Annotated in this window: 20 protein-coding genes and 2 pseudogenes; 14 read left to right on the forward strand and 8 right to left on the reverse strand. The window is 41.4% G+C overall.

The features are described from left to right. Window positions 1-358: 358 nt before the first annotated feature. The 4 genes from pheA to AC4CU2_RS05315 all read left to right on the forward strand — a co-directional run bounded on the left by pheA (window position 359) and on the right by AC4CU2_RS05315 (window position 5,354). Window positions 359-1,468, forward strand: a complete 1,110-nt coding sequence (gene pheA / locus AC4CU2_RS05300) for a prephenate dehydratase (RefSeq protein ID WP_004696123.1) — start codon at window positions 359-361, stop codon at window positions 1,466-1,468. A gap of 67 nt (window positions 1,469-1,535) precedes the next feature. Further along, entirely contained in the window at window positions 1,536-2,627 is a 1,092-nt protein-coding gene (gene hisC / locus AC4CU2_RS05305; RefSeq protein ID WP_490768385.1) for a histidinol-phosphate transaminase, read from the forward strand. A gap of 3 nt (window positions 2,628-2,630) precedes the next feature. Then, window positions 2,631-4,880 (forward strand): bifunctional prephenate dehydrogenase/3-phosphoshikimate 1-carboxyvinyltransferase, encoded by a 2,250-nt coding sequence (locus AC4CU2_RS05310; protein ID WP_490768386.1) that lies wholly within the window; start codon window positions 2,631-2,633, stop codon window positions 4,878-4,880. Window positions 4,881-4,988: 108 nt separating this feature from the next. Then, window positions 4,989-5,354, forward strand: a complete 366-nt coding sequence (locus tag AC4CU2_RS05315; RefSeq protein WP_279744832.1) for a hypothetical protein — start codon at window positions 4,989-4,991, stop codon at window positions 5,352-5,354. A 114-nt stretch (window positions 5,355-5,468) separates the two neighbouring features. Here the strand turns inward: AC4CU2_RS05315 and AC4CU2_RS05320 are convergent. Next, a pseudogene (locus AC4CU2_RS05320) lies at window positions 5,469-5,633 on the reverse strand (DUF2147 domain-containing protein); the annotation flags it as partial. Window positions 5,634-5,666: 33 nt separating this feature from the next. Here AC4CU2_RS05320 and AC4CU2_RS05325 point away from each other — a divergent pair. Further along, a complete protein-coding gene (locus tag AC4CU2_RS05325; RefSeq protein WP_000782406.1) occupies window positions 5,667-6,326 on the forward strand; it encodes an IS1595-like element ISAba36 family transposase in 660 nt (219 codons plus the stop codon). Window positions 6,327-6,347: 21 nt separating this feature from the next. Here AC4CU2_RS05325 and AC4CU2_RS05330 read toward each other — a convergent pair. Together AC4CU2_RS05330 and AC4CU2_RS05335 are read right to left on the reverse strand one after the other, a co-directional pair. After that, window positions 6,348-6,629 (reverse strand): annotated as a pseudogene (locus AC4CU2_RS05330) (DUF2147 domain-containing protein); the annotation flags it as partial. A 393-nt stretch (window positions 6,630-7,022) separates the two neighbouring features. Beyond that, window positions 7,023-7,652, reverse strand: a complete 630-nt coding sequence (locus tag AC4CU2_RS05335) for an alpha/beta hydrolase (protein WP_010327145.1) — start codon at window positions 7,650-7,652, stop codon at window positions 7,023-7,025. 126 nt (window positions 7,653-7,778) lie between these two features. On the opposite strand from AC4CU2_RS05335, the gene yaaA reads away from it, so the two are divergent. Beyond that, entirely contained in the window at window positions 7,779-8,558 is a 780-nt protein-coding gene (yaaA, locus tag AC4CU2_RS05340) for a peroxide stress protein YaaA (protein WP_490768387.1), read from the forward strand. Between the two features lie 15 nt (window positions 8,559-8,573). Continuing rightward, entirely contained in the window at window positions 8,574-9,200 is a 627-nt protein-coding gene (locus AC4CU2_RS05345) for an HD domain-containing protein (RefSeq protein WP_490768388.1), read from the forward strand. Here AC4CU2_RS05345 and AC4CU2_RS05350 read toward each other — a convergent pair. Then, a complete protein-coding gene (locus AC4CU2_RS05350; protein WP_490768389.1) occupies window positions 9,197-10,624 on the reverse strand; it encodes a cryptochrome/photolyase family protein in 1,428 nt (475 codons plus the stop codon). The genes AC4CU2_RS05345 and AC4CU2_RS05350 overlap by 4 nt on opposite strands. A 228-nt stretch (window positions 10,625-10,852) precedes the next feature. Between AC4CU2_RS05350 and AC4CU2_RS05355 the strand changes: the two genes are divergently transcribed. The 4 genes from AC4CU2_RS05355 to AC4CU2_RS05370 all read left to right on the forward strand — a co-directional run bounded on the left by AC4CU2_RS05355 (window position 10,853) and on the right by AC4CU2_RS05370 (window position 14,270). Further along, on the forward strand, window positions 10,853-11,092 hold the full coding sequence (locus AC4CU2_RS05355; protein ID WP_259233349.1) for a hypothetical protein: 240 nt from the start codon (window positions 10,853-10,855) through the stop codon (window positions 11,090-11,092). A gap of 369 nt (window positions 11,093-11,461) precedes the next feature. Next, window positions 11,462-12,784: an NCS2 family permease gene (locus AC4CU2_RS05360; RefSeq protein WP_004696144.1), complete on the forward strand. Its 1,323-nt coding sequence runs from the start codon at window positions 11,462-11,464 to the stop codon at window positions 12,782-12,784. Between the two features lie 67 nt (window positions 12,785-12,851). Beyond that, window positions 12,852-13,853: an adenosine deaminase gene (locus tag AC4CU2_RS05365; RefSeq protein ID WP_490768390.1), complete on the forward strand. Its 1,002-nt coding sequence runs from the start codon at window positions 12,852-12,854 to the stop codon at window positions 13,851-13,853. 54 nt (window positions 13,854-13,907) lie between these two features. After that, window positions 13,908-14,270 (forward strand): hypothetical protein, encoded by a 363-nt coding sequence (locus tag AC4CU2_RS05370; RefSeq protein WP_234955714.1) that lies wholly within the window; start codon window positions 13,908-13,910, stop codon window positions 14,268-14,270. Between the two features lie 26 nt (window positions 14,271-14,296). Here the strand turns inward: AC4CU2_RS05370 and AC4CU2_RS05375 are convergent, their stop codons facing one another. Next, the gene (locus AC4CU2_RS05375; protein ID WP_490768391.1) at window positions 14,297-14,851 is read right to left on the reverse strand and encodes a cytochrome b; all 555 of its coding nucleotides are present in this window, start codon (window positions 14,849-14,851) and stop codon (window positions 14,297-14,299) included. A 236-nt stretch (window positions 14,852-15,087) separates the two neighbouring features. Between AC4CU2_RS05375 and AC4CU2_RS05380 the strand changes: the two genes are divergently transcribed. The 3 genes from AC4CU2_RS05380 to rnhB all read left to right on the forward strand — a co-directional run bounded on the left by AC4CU2_RS05380 (window position 15,088) and on the right by rnhB (window position 16,604). After that, on the forward strand, window positions 15,088-15,453 hold the full coding sequence (locus AC4CU2_RS05380) for a hypothetical protein (protein ID WP_490768392.1): 366 nt from the start codon (window positions 15,088-15,090) through the stop codon (window positions 15,451-15,453). A 138-nt stretch (window positions 15,454-15,591) separates the two neighbouring features. Beyond that, window positions 15,592-15,954 carry a hypothetical protein gene (locus tag AC4CU2_RS05385; protein ID WP_010327136.1) on the forward strand — a complete coding sequence of 121 codons (363 nt, stop codon included), beginning with the start codon at window positions 15,592-15,594 and terminating at the stop codon, window positions 15,952-15,954. A gap of 62 nt (window positions 15,955-16,016) precedes the next feature. After that, window positions 16,017-16,604: a ribonuclease HII gene (gene rnhB, locus AC4CU2_RS05390; protein ID WP_010327135.1), complete on the forward strand. Its 588-nt coding sequence runs from the start codon at window positions 16,017-16,019 to the stop codon at window positions 16,602-16,604. A gap of 48 nt (window positions 16,605-16,652) precedes the next feature. Here rnhB and csrA read toward each other — a convergent pair whose 3' ends face one another. The 3 genes from csrA to alaS all read right to left on the reverse strand — a co-directional run bounded on the left by csrA (window position 16,653) and on the right by alaS (window position 21,221). Further along, window positions 16,653-16,907: a carbon storage regulator CsrA gene (csrA, locus tag AC4CU2_RS05395; protein WP_004982340.1), complete on the reverse strand. Its 255-nt coding sequence runs from the start codon at window positions 16,905-16,907 to the stop codon at window positions 16,653-16,655. A gap of 273 nt (window positions 16,908-17,180) precedes the next feature. Continuing rightward, window positions 17,181-18,461, reverse strand: a complete 1,281-nt coding sequence (locus tag AC4CU2_RS05400) for an aspartate kinase (protein ID WP_010327134.1) — start codon at window positions 18,459-18,461, stop codon at window positions 17,181-17,183. A gap of 66 nt (window positions 18,462-18,527) precedes the next feature. Continuing rightward, complete coding sequence (gene alaS / locus AC4CU2_RS05405) at window positions 18,528-21,221, reverse strand: alanine--tRNA ligase (protein ID WP_490768393.1); 2,694 nt, start codon at window positions 21,219-21,221, stop codon at window positions 18,528-18,530. Window positions 21,222-21,504: the final 283 nt, after the last annotated feature.

Here is a 21,504-nt window from a genome sequence, read left to right on the forward strand (position 1 = left end):
AAAGCATATTTTAAAAGATATTCTAACGCACTGAAATACGGATGAATGGTGATTTTTGTGAAGGTGTAGCAAAAATTTTCAAAAGCAAGACAGGGCTTTAAAAGCGTTGAGTTAAGACCCAAATACCATCGTCTTAGTGTTTTGCTTGAGTGTTGTTCTATGCATAACAGCAAGAAGAAAATAGGCAGGGCTCAGTGGTTTTATTGATGTCTATTATTGGGGCAGTTTATTGATAAACTTGATGATTAAATCAACTGTATGTTTTTAGCACTGAAACATGCAAAGTCTTATTGCGCAAGATTTCAAAGCTAACTATTGTTATACTGTTTGCACAATGTATATGAAGGGCGACATAACAATGATCCAAGACGATCAAAACACAACGACTTCTCTTGACCTCAACCAAATCCGTCAGGATATCGACTCTGTTGATCAACAGATTCAACAACTTATTAACCGTCGAGCGAAACTGGCGGAAGCTGTTGCAAAAGCAAAATTTGCTTCTGAAGAGAATCCAATGTTTTACCGTCCAGAACGAGAAGCGCAAGTTTTACGGAATGTTATGGAGCGTAATGAAGGCCCTTTATCTGATGTGACCATGGCACGTTTGTTCCGTGAAATCATGTCTGCATGTTTGGCTCTAGAAGCACCGCAAAGTATTGCATTTTTAGGCCCTGTTGGTACGTATACACACTCTGCGGTGTTGAAGCATTTTGGACATGATGCTGTAGTTCGTCCTTTACCGACCATTGATGAAGTGTTCCGTGAAGTGGAAGCAGGCAGTGCCCACTATGGTTTGGTGCCGGTAGAAAACTCGTCAGAAGGTGTGGTCAACCATACTTTAGATTGTTTTAAAGCCTCACACTTAAATGTGATTGGTGAAGTTGAATTGCGTATTCATCACCAGTTTCTTGTGTCTGAAAACACGCGTAAAGACAGTATTAAACAAATTTATGCACATCAGCAAACTTTGGCGCAGTGCCGTGCATGGTTGGACGCACACTATCCAGGTGTGGAACGTGTTGCTTTAAGCTCGAATGCTGAAGCGGCACGTCGTATTCGTACTGAATGGCATTCGGCTGCTATTGCATCTGATGTTGCAGCAAGTATTTATGACTTAGAAATTTTACACAGCAATATTGAAGATAATCCTGAGAACACTACACGTTTCTTGGTGATTGGTCGTGAAAGAATCCCGCAAAGTGGTAATGATAAAACGTCATTGCTGATTTCTGCACATGATCGTGCAGGTGCATTATTGGAAATCCTTGCACCGTTTGCAAAGCACAACATTAGTTTGACCAGCATCGAAACGCGTCCTGCATTGCCTGAAAAATGGGCTTATGTCTTCTTCATCGACTTAGAAGGGCATGTGGAACAAGACAATGTTAAAGCGGCGATTGAAGAGATTCGTCCACTCGTAAAAGAAGTTCGAGTATTGGGTTCATACCCGATTGCAGTACTGTAATCTCTAAGGTGGTTGGGTTTACTCTAAACTCAACCATGTACACCACTTGTAAGAATGGAAAGGTCACATGTCGTTTGCTCCAGCCAATGAAGGTATTGCGAAGTTAAAACCATATCAACCGGGTAAGCCAATCAGCGAATTAGAGCGTGAATTGGGAATGACCGATATTGTTAAACTTGCCTCAAATGAAAACCCTTTGGGTTGTTCGGACAAAGTCAAAGAAGCAGTTGCTGCAGAATTGGCGGAAATTGGACGATATCCAGACGGTGGTGGTTTTATCTTGAAGGATCAAGTTCATGCGCAGTTTGGTGTAGCACATGATTGTATTACTTTAGGTAATGGCTCAAACGATCTACTTGAAATTTTTGCCCGTGCATTTGTTTCAGAGAAAGACTCGGTAGTGTATAGCCAACACGCATTTGCAGTTTATGCTTTGGTCACGCAAGCCATCAATGCTGAAGCGATTGAGGTACCTGCTCAAGGTTTTTCGCATGACCTTGACGCGATGGCGGCCGCAATTAAAGACAATACCAAATTGGTATTTATTGCAAATCCCAATAATCCGACAGGAACTTGGTTTGAAGAGGCCAAATTTGAGCGCTTCATGCAACAAGTACCGAGTCATGTGATCGTGGTTTTAGATGAAGCTTATGTGGAATATTTCCCAGAAAACTTTAACAGCTTAAAGTTTTTAGCACAGTATTCAAACCTGATTGTTAGCCGTACCATGTCGAAGTGCTTTGGTTTAGCGGCATTACGTGTTGGCTTTGCTTTAGCATCGGCAGAAGTGACAGATTTCTTAAATCGTATACGTCAGCCGTTTAACGTCAACCATTTAGCCATGGTGGCAGCAGTTGCTGCACTGAAAGATGAAGATTTCATTGAGCAATCACGTGTGGTCAATAAAGCGGGAATGGTACAACTTGAAACAGGGTTTAAAGCGCTAGACCTAAACTATGAGCCTTCTCGTGCCAACTTCATTTTAGTCGATATACAAGCGGATCCTGCACAAACTTTTAATGCTTTATTAAAAGAAGGGGTGATTGTTCGTCCTGTGGGAATCGCCAATCATTTACGTGTATCGATTGGAACTAAAGCTGAAAATACGAAATTTTTAACGGCTTTGGCCAACGTACTAGGTTTAGAGGCGAACGCTTAAATTATGTCTGTGCCACTATTTGAAAAAGTTGCATTTATTGGTCTTGGACTGATTGGTTCAAGTCTTGCACGGGTGATGATTGCTGAAGGTTTAACCCAAAATATTGTAGCCTCTACACGTTCGGAAAAAACCTTACAGGATGCCAAAGCTTTGGGCTTAATCCAACAGGGGTATAGTGATCCTGTGCAGGCGGTTCAAGGTGCGGACTTGGTGGTTTTAGCCTTACCTGTTCGTGCAACGCAAAAAGTATTGGAAACCATCAAACCATATTTGCAAGAACATACGATTATTACCGATGTAGGCAGTACCAAAGGCAATGTGGTCGACGCGGCCAAAGCCGTGTATGGCGAAGCATTACCTGCCGGGTTTGTACCGGGGCATCCAATTGCAGGGGCAGAACACACGGGTGTACATGCGGGTAAGGTCGATTTATTTGCAAATCATAAAGTGATTCTGACACCGTTACCGACCAGTGCTGATTGGGCTGTAGAGAAACTGATTCAACTATGGCAAGCTGCGAAAGCAGAAGTGATTTGTATGGATGTGGCCAAGCATGATGAAGTCTTGGCTCATACCAGTCATCTTCCGCATTTGATGGCTTTTAACTTAGTTGAACAACTGGCAAACCGTGAAGATAATTTAGATATTTTTCGCTATGCTGCGGGGGGCTTCCGCGATTTTTCTCGAATTGCCGCAAGTGACCCACAAATGTGGCATGACATCTTTTTTGCCAATAAAAAAGCCATTTTAAATGCCGTAGATGGTTTTGAAAACCAACTGGCTACGATTCGTAAACTCATTGAAGATGAAGATTCACATGCTTTAATGGGCTTGCTTGGACATGCGCAAGCAGCACGCCAGCATTTTAACCATATGCTGGCTCAAAAACCTTTCATGGAGAACAATAAAGTGACGACACAGCAATTCACCATATTACCGGGTAAAAAGAGTTTCCAAGGTAAGTTTAGCGTGCCAGGTGATAAATCTGTGTCACACCGTTCAATCATGTTTGGTGCAATTGCAGAAGGAACGACGCATGTGACAGGTTTCTTGGAAGGAGAAGATGCGCTAGCAACCTTACAAGCCTTCCGTGATATGGGCGTGAGCATTGAAGGTCCTAAAAATGGTGAAGTGACGATTCATGGTGTCGGCGTAAATGGCCTAAAAGCGCCAGCAAGTGCGCTTTACATGGGTAACTCAGGGACTTCGATGCGTTTGCTTTCAGGCATGCTCTCTGCACAAAAATTTGACTCTGTAATGACGGGTGATGCATCACTGTCGAAGCGTCCAATGGAACGTATTGCTAAACCGTTACGTGAAATGGGTGCACAGATTCAAACCACAGGTGAGCGTGGTACACCTCCTGTTTCGATCACTGGAAACCAAGCTTTACAAGGCATTCACTATGACTTGCCAATGGCATCTGCGCAGGTGAAATCTGGAATTTTATTGGCAGGTTTGTGGGCAGCAGGTGAAACATCGGTCACAGAACCTGAACCTACACGTGACCATACTGAACGTATGCTACGTGCATTTGGTTATGACGTGAAAACAGAAGGCAACCGTATTTCACTGCAAGGTGGCGGTAAGTTAGTTGGTACAGAGATTCAAGTGCCATCAGATATTTCATCGGCTGCTTTCTTTATGGTGGGTGCTGCGATTACTGAAGGTTCAGACGTCACTTTAGAAGCAGTGGGCATTAACCCAACGCGTACAGGTGTGATCGAGATTTTGAAGCAAATGGGTGCAGACATTACGGTTGAAAATGAACGTATTGCAGGCGGAGAGCCGATTGCAGACATTCGTATTCAAGGCACACGTACACTCAAAGGTATTCATATGCCTGAAGATCAAGTGCCATTGGCGATTGATGAATTCCCTGCATTGTTCATTGCCGCTGCCTGTGCCGAAGGGCGAACCGTATTAACGGGTGCTGCTGAGCTGCGTGTGAAAGAATCAGACCGTATTCAAGTGATGGCAGATGGTTTAAAAACCATGGGTATCGATTGTACACCGACTGACGATGGCATCATTATTGAGGGTAAAGGTCATTCGGGCGAGTGGGGCGCGATTTTCACCGGTGGAGAAATTGAATCACATCACGATCACCGTATTGCAATGAGTTTCTCAATGGCAGGTTTACGCACCTCTGGTGAAATTAAAATCATTGGTACTGAAACGGTTGCAACCAGTTTCCCGACCTTTACGCAATTAAGCAATCAAGCTGGTTTAGCGATCCAAGTCACTGAATAAGACTAAAGCTTAGATATTTTGTGTGAGAACAGCCAAGCTTTTGCTTGGCTGTTTTGTGTTAAGTCATTATGCTAAACCCATATAACAAAAAAGCCTTTGGGATGATCAATGAGAAAATTACAATTTACGGCACAGCATGGACAGCAGCAGGATGTAAAGGAAAGCGGTGTGGTACAGAAGCAGGTACAAGACCTACTGGTTCAAAAGTTAGGTCAATTTGGTTTTGAAACTTTGCCACAAAGTGGTGATCAAGTGGCTGTGAGTGTCGATAATCATACGTTGCCACTGTCTATTACGTGCCAAGGTCATGACAGCGAAGGAAATCTGGTGTGCGAAATTGCCTCTTATCCAGATGAAGAGCAAGACTGGTTAGACCGAATTGCTGAACGAAGCTTGTTAAATCAATTGGCACAAGCGGTTGAAACTACACTAAAAACAGATAAAAGTTTTACTGAATTTGAGTGGAAAGGCTAATTGAATAGATAAAAAATGCTGAATTGGTTTTTCACAATTCAGCATTTTTTTAGAACAGAACACGTTTAATATTTTGATGGGGAAATGTGCTTATAACTGTATTTGCTAGAAGCCTTATTCCACACGTAACCACGTCTGGCTGCGTCCCACAGCAGAAACGCCTAAATAACCTCTTAAGAATAGTTTTTTCCCATTTGGGCTAATTTTACCTTTTAGGCTATACAGCTTGCCTGAAACGGGATCAATGATTTTGCCATGCGTATAATTAATATTATTTTCGGGGCTGTAGTAGATTAGCAGAAGTGCTACTCTATGAAAATGAAGATAAATCGTTGTAAATTAGATAAAAATACCCAAAGAAAGCTTGTCGAGTTCTTTGTTGCTGAGGTAACAGCTAGAACTGCGGCCAATTTGCTGGATATTCAGCCTAATACTGCCGCACTATTTTATAGAAAAATACGTGAAATAATCATGTACCACCTTGACCAAACTGCCGATGATATTTTTGAGGGAGAGGTTGAGTTAGATGAAAGCTACTTTGGTGGCACTCGTAAGGGAAAGCGTGGGCGTGGTGCTGGTGGAAAAGTGGCTGTATTTGGTATACTAAAGCGCGGTGGTATGGTTTATGTCAAGGTTGTCCCTGATACCAAGTCTGATACATTAATGCCTGTTATTACACGTAAAGTAGCGCCTGATAGTGTGGTTTATACTGATAGCTATCGAAGCTACAATGTGCTTGATGTTAATTGTTTTTATCATGAGCGAATTAACCATTCTAAAGATTTTGCAAAAGGTCGAAATCATATTAATGGTGTAGAAAATTTCTGGAATCAAGCTAAACGCATCCTAAGGAAGTACAATGGGATTGACCGAAATGCCTTTCCATTGTTTATTAAAGAATGTGAGTTTAGATTTAACTATGGGAGTCCAAAACAACAGCTCGAAATACTGTTGGATTGGACGGGTATTTGACCTTATCTACTACAGCCCCTTATTTTCAGTTTTTAAACCTGTAATCACTTGCATGCCAATAATAGGCTTATCGGTGTAGGGTGCAGGGCAGTTGGTACAGAACTCTTTTGCTGTATAACCTGGACGAGGAGTTGCTTTTAGTGCAGTTCCAGCATAAGTCCCATTGGCTTGCTTTTCAATTTTCACCAGACCTTTAGGCTCTCCAGTTTTATCATCGATATAACGCCAAGTTCCTATAATGTCCTGAGCACAGGCTGATGTGGTGGCTATAGTGACTAAAACTGCCCCGAGAATTGTTTTCATAAAATCCCTGAATATTTTAAAAATTATTTAAATGAATAGCTCTCACGAGCTAAGATGTTGATTGTATAACTTATTATTTGAATAATGATGTGCAGAATATATCAAGTTCAAGCGTAGATTGTTGCATAAACTACCATTAGCAGGGTTCAACCCTCACTTATTTTTAAAACAGGTATTTGATGGAGGTAGTGCTGATTGAGTTTAGCGCTCAAAAGGGAGCTTAAAATTATTTTGGGAACAGAAGAGATATAAGGGAAGACTAATGAAGCTGCTGGAAATAGCTTATTAAGCGTTGGAATAGAAAAAGAGATACGTCTAGATTAAAAATAAAAAGTTCAAGAAAGAAAGGGGCTAATGTTAGACAGTCATTTCTTTCCTGAACTGAGTGATGCGTTAAATCCACAGGAAACGTGTAATCGCAATACGTAACTGTTTTAAGTAACCGGTAAAGAAATGGTTTGCACCAGGTAGTACAGTCACTAAATGGCGCTGCGGTTTAGCCCATGTAATCATGTCAGACAGTAAGGTAACTTCATCGGCTTCGCCATGGATGAATAAGATGTCACCTTTAAGTTGTGGTGTTACATAGTGGCGCACACCTGCGACCGTTGCCGTTGGTAGACCACATAAAATGGTTTGTTTTGGTCGAATTTCTTCTTGTAAAGCATCATAGCATTTTGCCATGACATGCGCACCGAAACTAAAACCACCTGCATAGAAGGGTAAAGTTGTATGTGCTGCACGAGCATGCTTAATCACTTCAAGAACATCATCAGTTTCGCCATGACCTTCGTCGTGTAGACCAACACTTTGACCTGAGCCACGGAAACTTGGACGGTACACAATGCAACCGCGTTCTAAGAACATTTGCGCAAGCAATGCTGGAACCTTGTGTTGAGGCGTACCACCTTGGAGTGGATGGGGGTGAGTAACTACCGCGAATCCTTTCACTTCACCCTGTGGATAATCTACAAAAACTTCAATTTGCCCAACTGGACCTTGAATGAACATCTGCTCAGACATAGAGAATCGATACATATAACAGGAGAATGGGCTAGTTTAACCGTTTATGCTTATTAAAAACACAGATTGGCAATAAAATAAGTCTACTGATATAGTCTGTTTAATTGTTTTTTAATCAGGTTATCTATGCTTGCCCTTGTTTCTCCTGCCAAAACTTTAGATTACCAAACTGCTTTACCTACCGATGCGTATACACAACCTAGATTGCTGCAACATTCCCAAGAATTGATCGAAGTTAGTCGCAAACTGTCAGCAAGTGAAATTGCAAGCTTAATGAGTGTCAGTGAAAAAATTGCCACCTTAAACGTCGATCGTTTTCGCGATTGGCAGCTAGAATTCAGCTTTGCCAATGCGCGACAAGCCATGTTTGCTTTTAAAGGCGATGTCTATACCGGTTTAGATGCTTATCATTTGTCAGAGTCGAACATTGAATATGCACAGCAACATTTAAGAATGCTCTCTGGGTTATATGGTTTGCTACGTCCATTGGACTTGATGATGCCATATCGTTTAGAGATGGGAACCAAGCTGGCTAACCCACACGGACATAATCTGTATGAGTTTTGGGGCAATCACATTACCGATTTAATTAACCAAGATTTAGAACAGGCAGGTTCTAAAATTTTGCTGAATATTGCTTCGGATGAGTACTATAAGTCTGTGAAAGAGAGCAAAATCCAAGCAGAGATTATTAAACCTGTGTTTTTAGATCAGAAAAATGGCAAATATAAAGTCATTAGTTTCTATGCTAAAAAAGCGCGTGGTTTGATGGCGCGTTATATGATTGAAAACCAAATTGATCAAATTGAAGGGTTAAAATCATTCCAAACAGATGGTTATTACTTTGATGCCGACAGCTCATTAAAAGGTGAGTTGGTCTTTAAACGAGATGAACAGGCAGCATAACGAAAGGGCCTTCCAATGGTGCAGTATACAAAACAGTTTCAGGACTATTGGGCGCTCACCGCAAAGCAACTGAGTTTGGACGACGATACTACTCAAAAGTTCCATGCCTCGCTGTATGACGCCTATAGTGAAGTACAGCGGTATTATCATAGCATTCAACATATTGTTGAATGTTTAGAGCATTTTCATCAGATCAAAACCTACTTAGACGATACTTTATCTGTTGAGTTGGCCATTTGGTTTCATGATGTCATTTATAACCCGCAAGCACATGACAATGAGCAGCAAAGCGCCGATTATATGCAACGGATGCTTGAAAATGTGCTTGGAGCTGAGCAAATTGCAAAGATCTATGCATGGATTTTGGCAACCAAAGCACATGCACCGACAGCTGATACTGATTTGGCTTATCTATTGGATATTGATCTGGCTATTTTAGCCAGTGATCCTATGCGTTTTGCTGAATATGAACGCCAAATTCAGCAAGAATATGTTTGGGTTAAGCCCTCACTTTATGTGCAGAAGCGTCAGCAAGTGTTAAGGCACTTTTTAGAAACGCAGCCACTGTACCAGACGCCATTTTTCCAAAAGCGCTATGAGCGTCTGGCTAAGCAGAACTTAGCCCAAGCTTTGGGTGATTAAAGCCCTTTAAATGCTTCAATGGCACGAATACGACTCGATTTTAAATCGACGATTGGTTGGGGATAGTCCAATTCCATATTCTGCTGCTTCGCATAAGGTTCATGAATGCTTTTGGCATCTAAATGTGCAAGCTCTGGTAGCCACTGTCGAATATAGTCACCATTGCTATCAAATTTCTGAGATTGGCTCACAGGGTTAAAGACTCGGAAATAAGGCACAGCATCGGTGCCCGTGGAGGCACACCACTGCCATCCGCCATTATTGGCAGCTAAGTCACCATCAGCCAAATGTTGCATAAACCATTGCTCGCCCAGACGCCAATCAATCAACAAGTTTTTAGTTAAGAACATTGCGACAATCATACGAACTCGATTATGCATCCAGCCTGTCGCAAGTAGTTGTCGCATGCCTGCATCCACAATTGGAATACCAGTACGACCTTGTTGCCACGCGTTTAAATCTTCAGGCGAATCTCGCCATACAATACGCTGTGTATTGGCTTTAAATGGCAGGTGTTTAGAGACATGTGGAAAATCAAATAAAATATGCTGATAAAACTCCCGCCAAAGTAATTCATCTAACCAAGTCTGCTGGCCTGTGTTATCAATCATAAATTGACCGTGTTGAGCACGAAACAGGGCATTGAGACACTGGCGAATCGACACGATCCCGAGATTTAAATAAGTTGAAAGTTGACTGGTGCTATTTAAAAATGGTAAGTCTCTTTCTTTTTGATAGTCACTAACTTTATGATCAATAAAATCATCGAGTACAGAAAGCGCATATATTTCCGTTTCAGGCCAATAGGCTTTAATTTGATTTAGCTCATTGGTATTTACATCAATCAGTGATTCAATGAGTGGAATGGCTGTATTTAAATCGGCAGGAAGCTGTATAGGTTGCTGTGCAGAAAGGAGAGGGTAACACTGCGGTAAGCCAATATTTAAGCGCTCATAACAGGTTTTTTTAAAAGCGCCAAAGACTTGATAGGGCTTACCAGATTGGTTACGAATACTGTTTAAGGGAAAGAGGGTTCGATCTTGGAAGAGTGTAAATTCAATGTGTTGCTGATTTAAGCATTGTTGAACTTCGGCATCGCGCTTAAGCTCATTCACGCCCATTTCGATATTTGCAAAGATTTGTTGTACTTGCAGTGTATGACATAAAGATGAAAGCTGACGTGGAATATCTTGCCACAGCGGAATATTTAGAATGAGCAAAGGAATATTCAGCTGAGCAAGGCTCTGTTTTAAATCGTGCAATTGTCTGACATATAAATCAATTTTTACAGCTGCATCATGATGTAATAGCCACTGTTGTGGGGATAGGATCACTAAAGCCAGCATAGGTCCATGTTGGCTTGCATGCCAAAGTGCGGCATGGTCGTGTATGCGAAGATCTTGTCTAAACCAAATTATGTTCATAAAAGGTTAATCAACTGTAATTTTTTGAAATATAAAATATTACAAAATTGAGCACTTTGATCATATTTTTTTCTCACTCATTTAACTTAATCTTATGTTATTGAAATAATTAAATCAGAAAAAACTATAAAGTGTGAAGATGCTTTTTATCTGATAAATGTGTGACCCTTTGTATTATTTGTTATGATTTGTAATCATGCTAAAGCAGTTGTGGATATTGTGAATGTCATGAAAAAAATTCTAATCCCTATTTTTGTGGCTGCAGTTTGTTTGCTTGGGTTTGCTGTTTTTCAGGATACAGAAACGAAAAAACAGCAACAGTTGAATCAACTCATGAACAGCGCTGAGCCTAAAGTGCAAAAGTTGAGTCCTTTATCAAAGGCAAAGGTCGTGCCTGAAAAAGTCAATAGCCCGCTTCAAAGTGATGCTGAAGCAATAATCGAGCAGGTCTCCATTAAAGTACTTTGACGCTTAAGAGAGAATAAAATCATGTGTAAATGACTTATCATGTTGAATTTTAATTAAAAATAAATTTAAAACAATTAAAAATCAGTGTGTTATAATTCGCGCCAAGATATATTGAATTTTAGATTTTGAGTCTAAAATGACGTTTTTGTTGAAAGCTGCATACGGTTTATGCGGCTTTTTTGTTTAGGTATATATGGTTCAACCCTGCGTTTGAACCATTCATGGCTAAATAAACTTTTCCTGAATTGAGGAAATTTGGCATATTCATTGCTTTAACTTCCAGAAATTTAATCAGATTTTCATCGTACTGAGTGTCGAAATTTTTTGGCAGTTATACAGTTTTAAAAGTTTATTTACAGGGGCTAGGTCATGACGACTCCTAATCCATCTTCAGAAAATATGCTCGAGCGTATGTTCAAACTGAGTGAAAATAAAACCAGTTTTCGTACAGAGCTTCTTGCAGGTGTAACCACATTCTTAACCATGTGTTACATCATTATTGTGAATCCAATGATTTTATCCGAAACGGGGATGGATCATGGTGCTGTCTTTGTAGCGACTTGTCTTGCAGCCGCAATCGGCTGTTTGGTTATGGGTATTGTTGCAAATTATCCAATTGCATTAGCACCAGGTATGGGCTTAAACGCTTACTTTACCTATTCGGTGTGTATGGGTATGGGTGTGCCTTGGCAGACTGCTTTAGCAGCAGTGTTTGTATCTGGTTTGGTTTTTATTGCGATCAGTATGTTTAAGATCCGTGAAGCCATTGTGAATGCAATCCCAATGTCGCTTAAGCTTGCGATTGGCGGCGGAATTGGTTTATTCCTTGCGTTGATTGCTTTAAAAAATGCAGGCGTTATTGTGGACAATCCAGCGACTTTGGTTGGATTGGGCGACTTAAAGCAACCGACGGTTCTTTTGGCTTTATTTGGCTTCTTGATGGTGGTTGTACTGCATCACTTTAAAGTGCGTGGTGCTATTATTATCAGCATCTTGGCTTTAACTGCAATTTCAACAGCAATGGGCTTAAGCGAGTTTAAAGGTGTTGTTGGTGAGATTCCATCAATTGCTCCAACTTTCATGCAAATGGACTTTGAAGGTCTATTTACGGCAAGCTTAGTGGGTGTCATCTTTGTATTTTTCTTGGTCGATTTATTTGACTCAACAGGTACATTGGTTGGCGTGTCACACCGTGCAGGCTTACTGAAAGATGGCAAGCTTCCACGTTTGAAAAAAGCATTATTTGCAGACTCAACCGCAATTGTTGCTGGTGCAGCATTAGGTACATCTTCGACGACACCATATATTGAGTCGTCTGCGGGTGTTGCTGCTGGTGGCCGTACAGGTTTAACCGCAGTTGTGGTCGGTGTGTTATTTATCTTATGTTTGTTTTTAGCACCCTTAGCTCAATCTGTACCCGGTTTTGCAACAGCTCCAGCATTGTTATTTGTTGGTGTGTTAATGATTCAGGGGATTACCCATATTGATTGGGATGATATTACTGAAGCCGTTCCTGCGTTCTTAACCATTGTATTTATGCCATTTACCTATTCAATTGCAGATGGTATTGCGATGGGCTTTATTAGCTATGCATTGGTTAAATTGTTCACCGGTAAAGCGGCGACTGTACCTTACATGGTGTGGATCGTGGCTGTGCTTTGGGCATTAAAATTCGCGTTATTTGGTGGCTAATTCATCAAATAGTGATAAGGGTGTAAACTCAGTTTACGCCCTTTTTTATTTTTAAAGAGGAAAAGATATGAGTCAATTGGAGCTCATTCGTGCTTTACCAAAAGCTGAATTGCATGTGCATATTGAAGGGACATTTGAGCCAGAACTCATGTTTGCAATCGCACAGCGTAATCAAATAGACATCCCTTATAAGTCTGTTGAGGAAGTAAAACAGGCTTATAATTTTCACAATTTGCAATCGTTTTTAGACATCTATTATGCAGGTGCAAATGTACTGATTCATGAGCAAGATTTCTACGACTTGGCTTGGGCATACTTTGAAAAATGTGCCGAAGATCGTGTAGTGCATACCGAAATGTTCTTTGATCCACAAACGCATACTGACCGCGGTATTGCTTTTGAAACAGTGATTAATGGTCTGCAACGCGCATGTGATGATGCCAAGGCAAAATTTGGCATTAGTTCGCATTTGATTATGTGTTTCTTGCGTCATTTAAGTGAAGAAGCAGCCCTTGAAACTTTAGCACAGGCATTGCCGTATAAAGATCAAATCATTGGTGTAGGCTTGGACTCAAGCGAAGTTGGGCATCCTCCTTCAAAGTTTGAACGTGTCTTTGCTAAAGCGCGTGAAGCAGGCTTTTTAGTGGTTGCGCATGCGGGTGAAGAAGGTCCTGCAGAATATGTGTGGGAAGCTTTAGATTTGCTTAAAGTGAATCGTATTGACCACGGTGTACGTTCTGAAGAAGATTCTGTATTAATGCAGCGTTTGATCGCAGAGAAAATGCCACTGACAGTTTGTCCACTCAGTAACTTAAAGTTATGTGTCGTTGACGATATGGCACAGCACAATATCCGCCGTTTGTTGCAACAAGGTGTGCAGGTGACGGTAAATTCAGATGATCCATCGTACTTTGGTGGTTATATGAATGATAACTTTATTGCCATTACAGATGCGTTAGACTTAACAGCAGCTGAGCTAAAACAATTGGCGCTGAACTCTTTTGAGGCGTCGTTTATTTCGGCAGAAGAGAAGCAAAAATGGGCGGCTGAAATTGCAGCCATTGCTTAATCTGATGTCCTTTTAAAGACAGAGTTCGCTCTGTCTTTTTTATGTGAGGTCGATATGAAAAAAATGATTGCGGTGCTTGTGGTTATTTTTGTGCTCTTTGCAGTTTATTTGCTCAAAACGGATACAGGGTTAACTCAAAAGCTATTAAAGCCAGTGGTGGTGTATCAGTGCGGTATTGAGCTTGAAGCGACAAGGCTATGGAAGGTCAGTACAGTATTGCTTGGTGAAGAGAAAAAGAATCAGCTCCAAACGCAAATCTGTGGTTGCGTGGGTGAAAATGCGTTAAAGGATATTCCTGCAACAACCTTGTTACGTGCAGTGGTTGATGCACAAGTCAAAAAACAGGTGGTACAACAGGGCGTGTTGAATACGCTTAAAGGATGTGTGGTGGATGAAGTCCTAAAAGCAACCGATTGATGCTTTTAGGGTGGTTCAACTTAGTGTTACTTTGCCTGTTTGGTCATGCTATTTAACACATTATCTTTATCAATAAAGTGGTGTTTCAGTGCTGCTGTAATATGACCTACCAACAGCAATCCTGCTGCCCATGAAATCCAGATATGTAAAGGTTTTACGATCGCGAGTAATTCAGGGTTATCTTGTACTAAACGGGGAATTTCAAAAAGGTACAATACAGGCGCAGGGTGCCCAGCACTCCAGCTAAATAAACAGCCAGTAATTGGCAAAGCCAACAAAATGAAATATAAAGCCAAATGACCGAGGTGTGCCATTTTTTGCATTAACGGTGACATACTGTCTGGAAGTTTGGGTGCAGGGTGGGTATAGCGCCAAAAGATACGAATCACCACCAGAAAAATAATCGTGGTTGCAATGTTCTTATGTAAGGTAATGACATCCCCTTTAAAGCTACCATCAGCATCATAGCTGAGGAAGTTTCCGCTATAAAAACCAATCAGCCAAGCAGCAATAAAGATAATTGCCATGAGCCAATGCAGAATTTGAGCGGTACGCGTGTAATGGGTATTTGCCGAGTTCATTAGATTCACATCCATTTTTATGTTGCGCTATTTTATAGAACTATAGATAGGTCAAAAATGTAGTAGATGCAACATAGCGTTGATATTCTGCAACGCTGTACAGACCAGTGACGCATGACTGATCTAAAACTGTGCAATAAGCGAAAGATATTAAAATGGCATGGAAATAGTGTTTCCGTAACTAGCAAAGATTCGGCAAAATACGCGCACTTTAACTGTTATAAATGGATATATCCGTGAAAAAAATGATTGCAGTGCTTGCTCCTTTGGCTTTGATCCTTTCGGCTTGTACAACGACTGATATGGCAACGACCACCACGCAACAACTGGGTACAGCAGCGCTTAAAATTGCCATTAATGCAAAATGTACGACTGAGTTGAATAATCTACCAGCATGGAAAACAGCAACCAAATTTATGACGGCTGACCAAAAAACCGATATTCAAACCGAAATTTGTGGTTGTGTCAGTGAGAAAGCCCCACAAAATATTACGGCTGTCGACCTGGCAACAGCGGCCATTGACCCTGCGGCGCGTACAACTATTATTAGCAATGCTGTGACGAAAACTATCAATGCATGTGTGGCTGAAGCGGTGAATTAAGTTGTGATATATCAAAGAAGTGGGGGACATGCTTCGCTTCTTTGCGGTTTTTTTGTACTTTTTGGTGTTTATCTTTTATATTGATGTGAATAATAACAATTTAAGCCTGATTTCTTTTACAACAAAGGGTGTATCTGTATGAAAAATGATAAGTTAATTCTCTGTTTGTTTGGCTCGCTTATGCTTTCCGCGTGTGTGTCGAATCCTTTATCTAGCTCAGATGATGATGGAATCTCGGCTATTAAAATGGCCTCACATGCAAAATGTATGGATGAAATCGAAACTAATCCGACATGGATCATGGGCAGTAAGCTGTTATCAGAAGACCAAAAACAAAAGAAAAAACGTGAAGTATGTAACTGTGTAGGTGATAACTCTCCCAAAGTATTGTCTAAAGAGCAGTTGGCTTTGGCGGCAATTGATCCCAAAGCAAAGGCAACCTATGGTACTTTAGCCGCAACAAAAACAACAGCCACATGCGCCTCCGAAATGCTAAACTAAGCCGAATAAATTGTTAAATTTTTAGAATGGCTGTTATCAGCCATTTTTTATGAGAGTAGAAAATGCAAATTGCAGGTGCAGATGAGGCAGGGCGCGGCCCTTTGGTGGGTTCAGTGGTCGCTGCTGCGGTAATTCTAGACCCCAATAACCCAATACAAGGGTTGAATGATTCCAAAAAATTGACTGAAAAAAAACGTGAAAAACTTTTTGTCGAAATTCAGGAAAAAGCATTAGCATGGGCGATTGCTGAGGCGAGTGCTGCTGAAATTGATGAGATCAACATTTTACAAGCATCTTTGCTTGCGATGCGCCGCGCGGTTGAACAGCTTGCAATACAGCCTGAACATGTCTTGGTTGATGGTAATAAAATTCCACAAGGCTTGAGTATGAGCTGTGAGGCAATTGTGGGCGGGGATGCTTTACATGCTGAAATCTCAGCGGCGAGTATTTTGGCCAAAGTGACGCGTGACCATCAAATGATTGAGATGGACCGAAAATATCCTCAGTTTGGTTTTGCCAAACACAAAGGTTATCCAACCAAAGCGCATTTTGAGGCGATTGCTGAACATGGGGTCATTGACGAGCATCGTCGTAGTTTTGGGCCTGTAAAGAAAGTAATTGAGGCATTTGAGCAAAAAGAGACTGTATAAAAATTTAAAGCGGCCAATCGGGCCGCTTTATATCTGAATGTTTCAATCTTAACGATTGAAATTATTCTGCTGTGCACCTTCATCTTCAAATGCAGGCTGGTAGTCCTGATCAAGATGTTGAAGATGTTCATGCATTGCACGTTCATGCTGAATGCGTTGATAAATCTCTTCACGATGTACAGATACTTCTTTGGGAGCATTGACACCAATACGAACTTGGTTGCCTTTGACACCAAGTACAGTAACACTTACTTGATCCCCAATCATTAATGTTTCACCGACGCGTCGGGTCAAAATCAGCATGTTTATCTCCTTGCAAAACGCTAAACCTGCAGTTGTACTAAAGTAAAATACATAATTTTTTGTATTTAAAAAAATTTAAACAAATGTTTAATACAACCGCATGACACTTGAATTTTTAGATATCTAGTGACATTAGGTATAACATTCATCTAAATTTAAGAAAGCCTCGGGCTTAATATAACAGAGCCACTATAGAAAAAACTATAGTGGCCCCTGATTTTTGTAGTCTTTTGCAAAAACTGTCAGACAATGACAAGTTTTTCGCAAGATTGCTTAAGCACGTGCGCTTGATTCACCATGTTCACGGTCTAAACCGAAAGCAGTGTGTAGAGAACGTACAGCAAGTTCTAGGTAGTTTTCTTCAATAATCACAGAAATTTTGATTTCTGAAGTTGAGATCATCAAAATGTTGATGCCTTCATCAGCCAGAGCAGTAAACATTTTACTTGCAACACCTGCGTGTGAACGCATACCCACACCTACAATTGACACTTTCACAATGTCATCACGTGTAGCAACTTCGCGTGCACCAATAGCTTGAGCAGTTTCTTGAAGAATTTTTGTTGCTTTTGCAAGTTCGCCGCGGTTTACCGTGAAGGTGAAGTCAGTTGTACCATCTTCTTCAACATTTTGGATAATCATATCCACTTCAATGTTGGCATTACCAATTGGCGATAAAATTTTAGATGCAATACCTGGTTCATCAGGAACACCTAGAATCGTAAGTTTAGCTTCGTCACGGTTAAATGCGATACCAGAGATAATTGGTTGTTCCATGTTGTCTTCCGCCTCAGTGGTGATTAGTGTTCCGACGTTCTTTTTAAAGTCTTCGTCGAATGCGCCATCATCGTCATTATCAAAACTTGATAATACGCGTAAAGGCACTTGGTATTTTCCTGCAAATTCAACCGAACGAATTTGTAGAACTTTAGAACCAAGTGATGCCATTTCCAGCATTTCTTCAAATGAAATACGGTCTACTTTTTTCGCTTTTGGTGCAACGCGTGGGTCAGTGGTATAAACGCCATCTACATCTGTATAGATTTGGCATTCATCTGCTTTTAATGCCGCAGCAAGTGCTACACCCGAAGTATCTGAACCGCCACGGCCGAGGGTGGTGGTGTTGCCATCGGCATCGAAGCCTTGGAAACCAGCAACCACGATCACACGACCAGCATCTAAATGCGCAGTCATGGTATCGGTATCAATTGACTCGATACGTGCTTTGGTAAACGCATTGTCCGTCTTGATACCGACTTGGCGACCTGTAAGTGACTTAGCTTCGACGCCAATAGAATTGAGCGCCATTGCTAACATTGAAATCGTTACCTGTTCACCCGTAGAAACCATTTGGTCTAATTCTCGTGGGTCAGGGGTTTCGGTAATGGCTTTCGCTAAAGCAAGCAGACGATTGGTTTCGCCACTCATTGCTGATACAACCACTACAACCTTGTGGCCGTGGTCATGCCAACGCTTTACACGACGAGCAACATTTAAAATGCGCTCTGGAGTACCCATAGAGGTACCGCCATATTTTTGAACGATTAATGCCATAGTTGTTCCATATAAACCATGACCCTGAATGCATCATTCAGGGTCAGTTACACAAAAGGTGAAGTTTTATTTCGCTTCAAGCCAAGCAGTTAAATCTGCCATCACTGTTGCAAACTTCTCGTTTAGTGGCGCGCCACCTTGTGCTAAGTCAGGTTTGCCACCACCTTTACCACCAAGCTCAGTTGCTAGATGTTTGATGATGTCACCTGCTTTAATAGAAGCAGTAAAGTCTTTTGCTACAGATGCGATCAGGCTAACTTTGTCACCTTCAACACCAGCAAGTACGATGACTGCATTTTCTAATTTTGATTTCACACCGTCATGTAGGTTGCGAAGTGATTTCGCATCCATGTTTTGAACAGTAGTGATCAGCGTCTGACGACCCGCAAGCGTTTGAACTTGACTAAGCAGTTCAGTGGCTTGGAAGCTGGCAAGTTTTTGATTGAGTTGCTCAATCTGTTTTTGCAAGCTTGATGCTGTGTCGACTAAGGCTTCAACTTTTTCTAAAGTTTGGTCTTTTTGAGCTTTCAATAAACCATTGATGGTATTGATATCACGGTCAGCTTTTTGAGTAACTTCAATGGCTTTGGTACCCGTTACCGCTTCAATACGACGTACACCCGCAGCTACACCACCTTCAGAAGTGATTTTAAACAAGCCAATGTCGCCTGTGCGTTTAACGTGAATACCACCACATAGCTCGATTGAGAAGTTCTTCTCTTCAATGATTGAACCCATTGAAAGGACACGAACTTCATCGCCATATTTTTCAGCGAACAGCATCATCGCACCTTTTGCTTTCGCAGATTCGATGTCAAGAAGTTCAGTGGTCACAGCGCTGTTTGCAATCACTTCGGCATTCACTAAACGTTCAATTTCTTGAAGTTGTTCAAATGAAACTGGCTGATCATTGGCAAAGTCAAAACGTAAGATGTCTGAAGCAACCAATGAACCTTTTTGTTGTACGTGTTCACCTAAAATTTGACGTAGTGCAGCATGCAACAGGTGAGTTGCAGAGTGGTTACGTGCAGTTGCAGCGCGGATATCTGCTTTGACTGTCGCTTCAACATTTTGAGCAACCTTAATACTACCTACAGTCACGATACCTTGGTGGACAAAAGCGCCGCCCGATTTCTTGGTGTCTTGGACTTCAAAAATACCTGTGTCGTTTTTGAAAATACCCGTGTCACCAATTTGACCACCGCTTTCTGCATAGAACGGGGTTTGGTTCAGTACGATGAGGGCTTCGTCACCTTCAACCACTTCATCAACTTGTTCGCCATCTTTATAGATCGCGACAATTTGACCTTCACCAACCGTTGCGTCATAGCCGTTAAACTGAGTTTCGCCTTCAACTTTAACAACAGAGTTGTAGTCAATTGCGAATTTACCTGCATCGCGTGCACGTTGACGTTGCGCAGCCATTTCAACTTCAAAGCCGGCTTCATCAATGGTTAAATCACGTTCACGTGCAATGTCAGCAGTTAGGTCAGTTGGGAAACCATACGTATCATACAGTTTAAACACCACTTCACCTGGAATCACAGAACCTTTCAGTTGAGCCAATTCACCTTCAAGCAATTTCAAACCTTGCTCTAGAGTTTTAGCAAACTGTTCTTCTTCTTTCAGCAATTGCGCTTCAATACGTACTTTTTGTGCTTCAAGTTCTGGGTAAGCTTGACCCATCACTTCAATTAAAGGTTGCAACATTTTATGGAAGAATGAGCCTGTCGCACCCAGTTTGTTACCATGACGTACTGCACGACGGATAATACGACGTAGTACATAACCACGGCCTTCATTTGATGGGTTTACACCATCAGCAATCAGGAATGAACATGAACGTGCGTGATCCGCAACCACTTTAAGTGATGCAGGATATTGAACAGGTGTACCTTTTTCGCTAGCTTCTGCTTCAAGTGCAGCGGTATCTAAACCAATAATTTCCGCGGCTGCTTTGAGTAAGTGTTGGAACAGGTCAATTTCGTAGTTTGAGTTAACGTGTTGTAAAACAGCAGAAATACGCTCTAAGCCCATGCCTGTATCAACAGAAGGCGCCGGAAGAGGGTGTAATACGCCATCTGCAGTGCGGTTGAACTGCATGAAGACGTTGTTCCAGATTTCAATGAAACGGTCGCCATCTTCTTCAGGTGTGCCTGGTAAGCCACCCCAAATATGGTCGCCATGGTCAAAGAAAATTTCAGAACATGGACCACAAGGACCTGTATCACCCATTGCCCAGAAGTTATCTGATGCGTATTGGCCGCCTTTGTTGTCGCCAATACGAATAATACGAGATGCATCTAAACCAATTTCTTTGTTCCAGATGTCAAATGCTTCGTCGTCAGTGTGGTAAACCGTTGCATAGAGTTTGTCTTTAGGCAGTGCTAACCAAGCTTCACCAGTGAGAAAATCCCATGCAAATTTGATTGCATCACGTTTGAAGTAGTCGCCAAATGAGAAGTTACCTAACATTTCAAAGAAGGTATGGTGACGTGCGGTATAACCGACATTGTCTAAGTCGTTGTGTTTACCACCTGCGCGGACACACTTTTGTGAAGACACTGCACGTACATAATCACGTTTTTCTAGGCCTAAGAAACAATCTTTAAATTGGTTCATACCCGCGTTGGTAAACAACAAAGTAGGGTCGTTGGCGGGAACTAGAGAACTCGACGCGACACGTGTATGCCCTTGCGATTCAAAGTAGCTTAAAAAAGCTTCGCGAATTTCAGCTGATGTCATAAAACGAGTACTCACAACCAAGTCACTCCATAATTTCGATTTGGCTAATAGTAGCTGAAGAAAGTCTTATTCTAAATATGCTGACTTCAGATACTGGCTTAAAAATTTTAAAACGCCAAATTATAACGGAAAAAGGATGTTGCACCAATCACTTTAAGGCGAATTGATGATATTTCTATGTATTCGATAGTTCTAAGATTTTGCTTGTTATTGTTGGATATTTATATCATTTCGTGGAAATGAGTTGATTAGTGCGAGGTGGTCAGGCTGGTCAATTTATGACTTAAGGGTTCATATT

It is taken from the genome of Acinetobacter sp. 797_lipA, assembly GCF_058243025.1.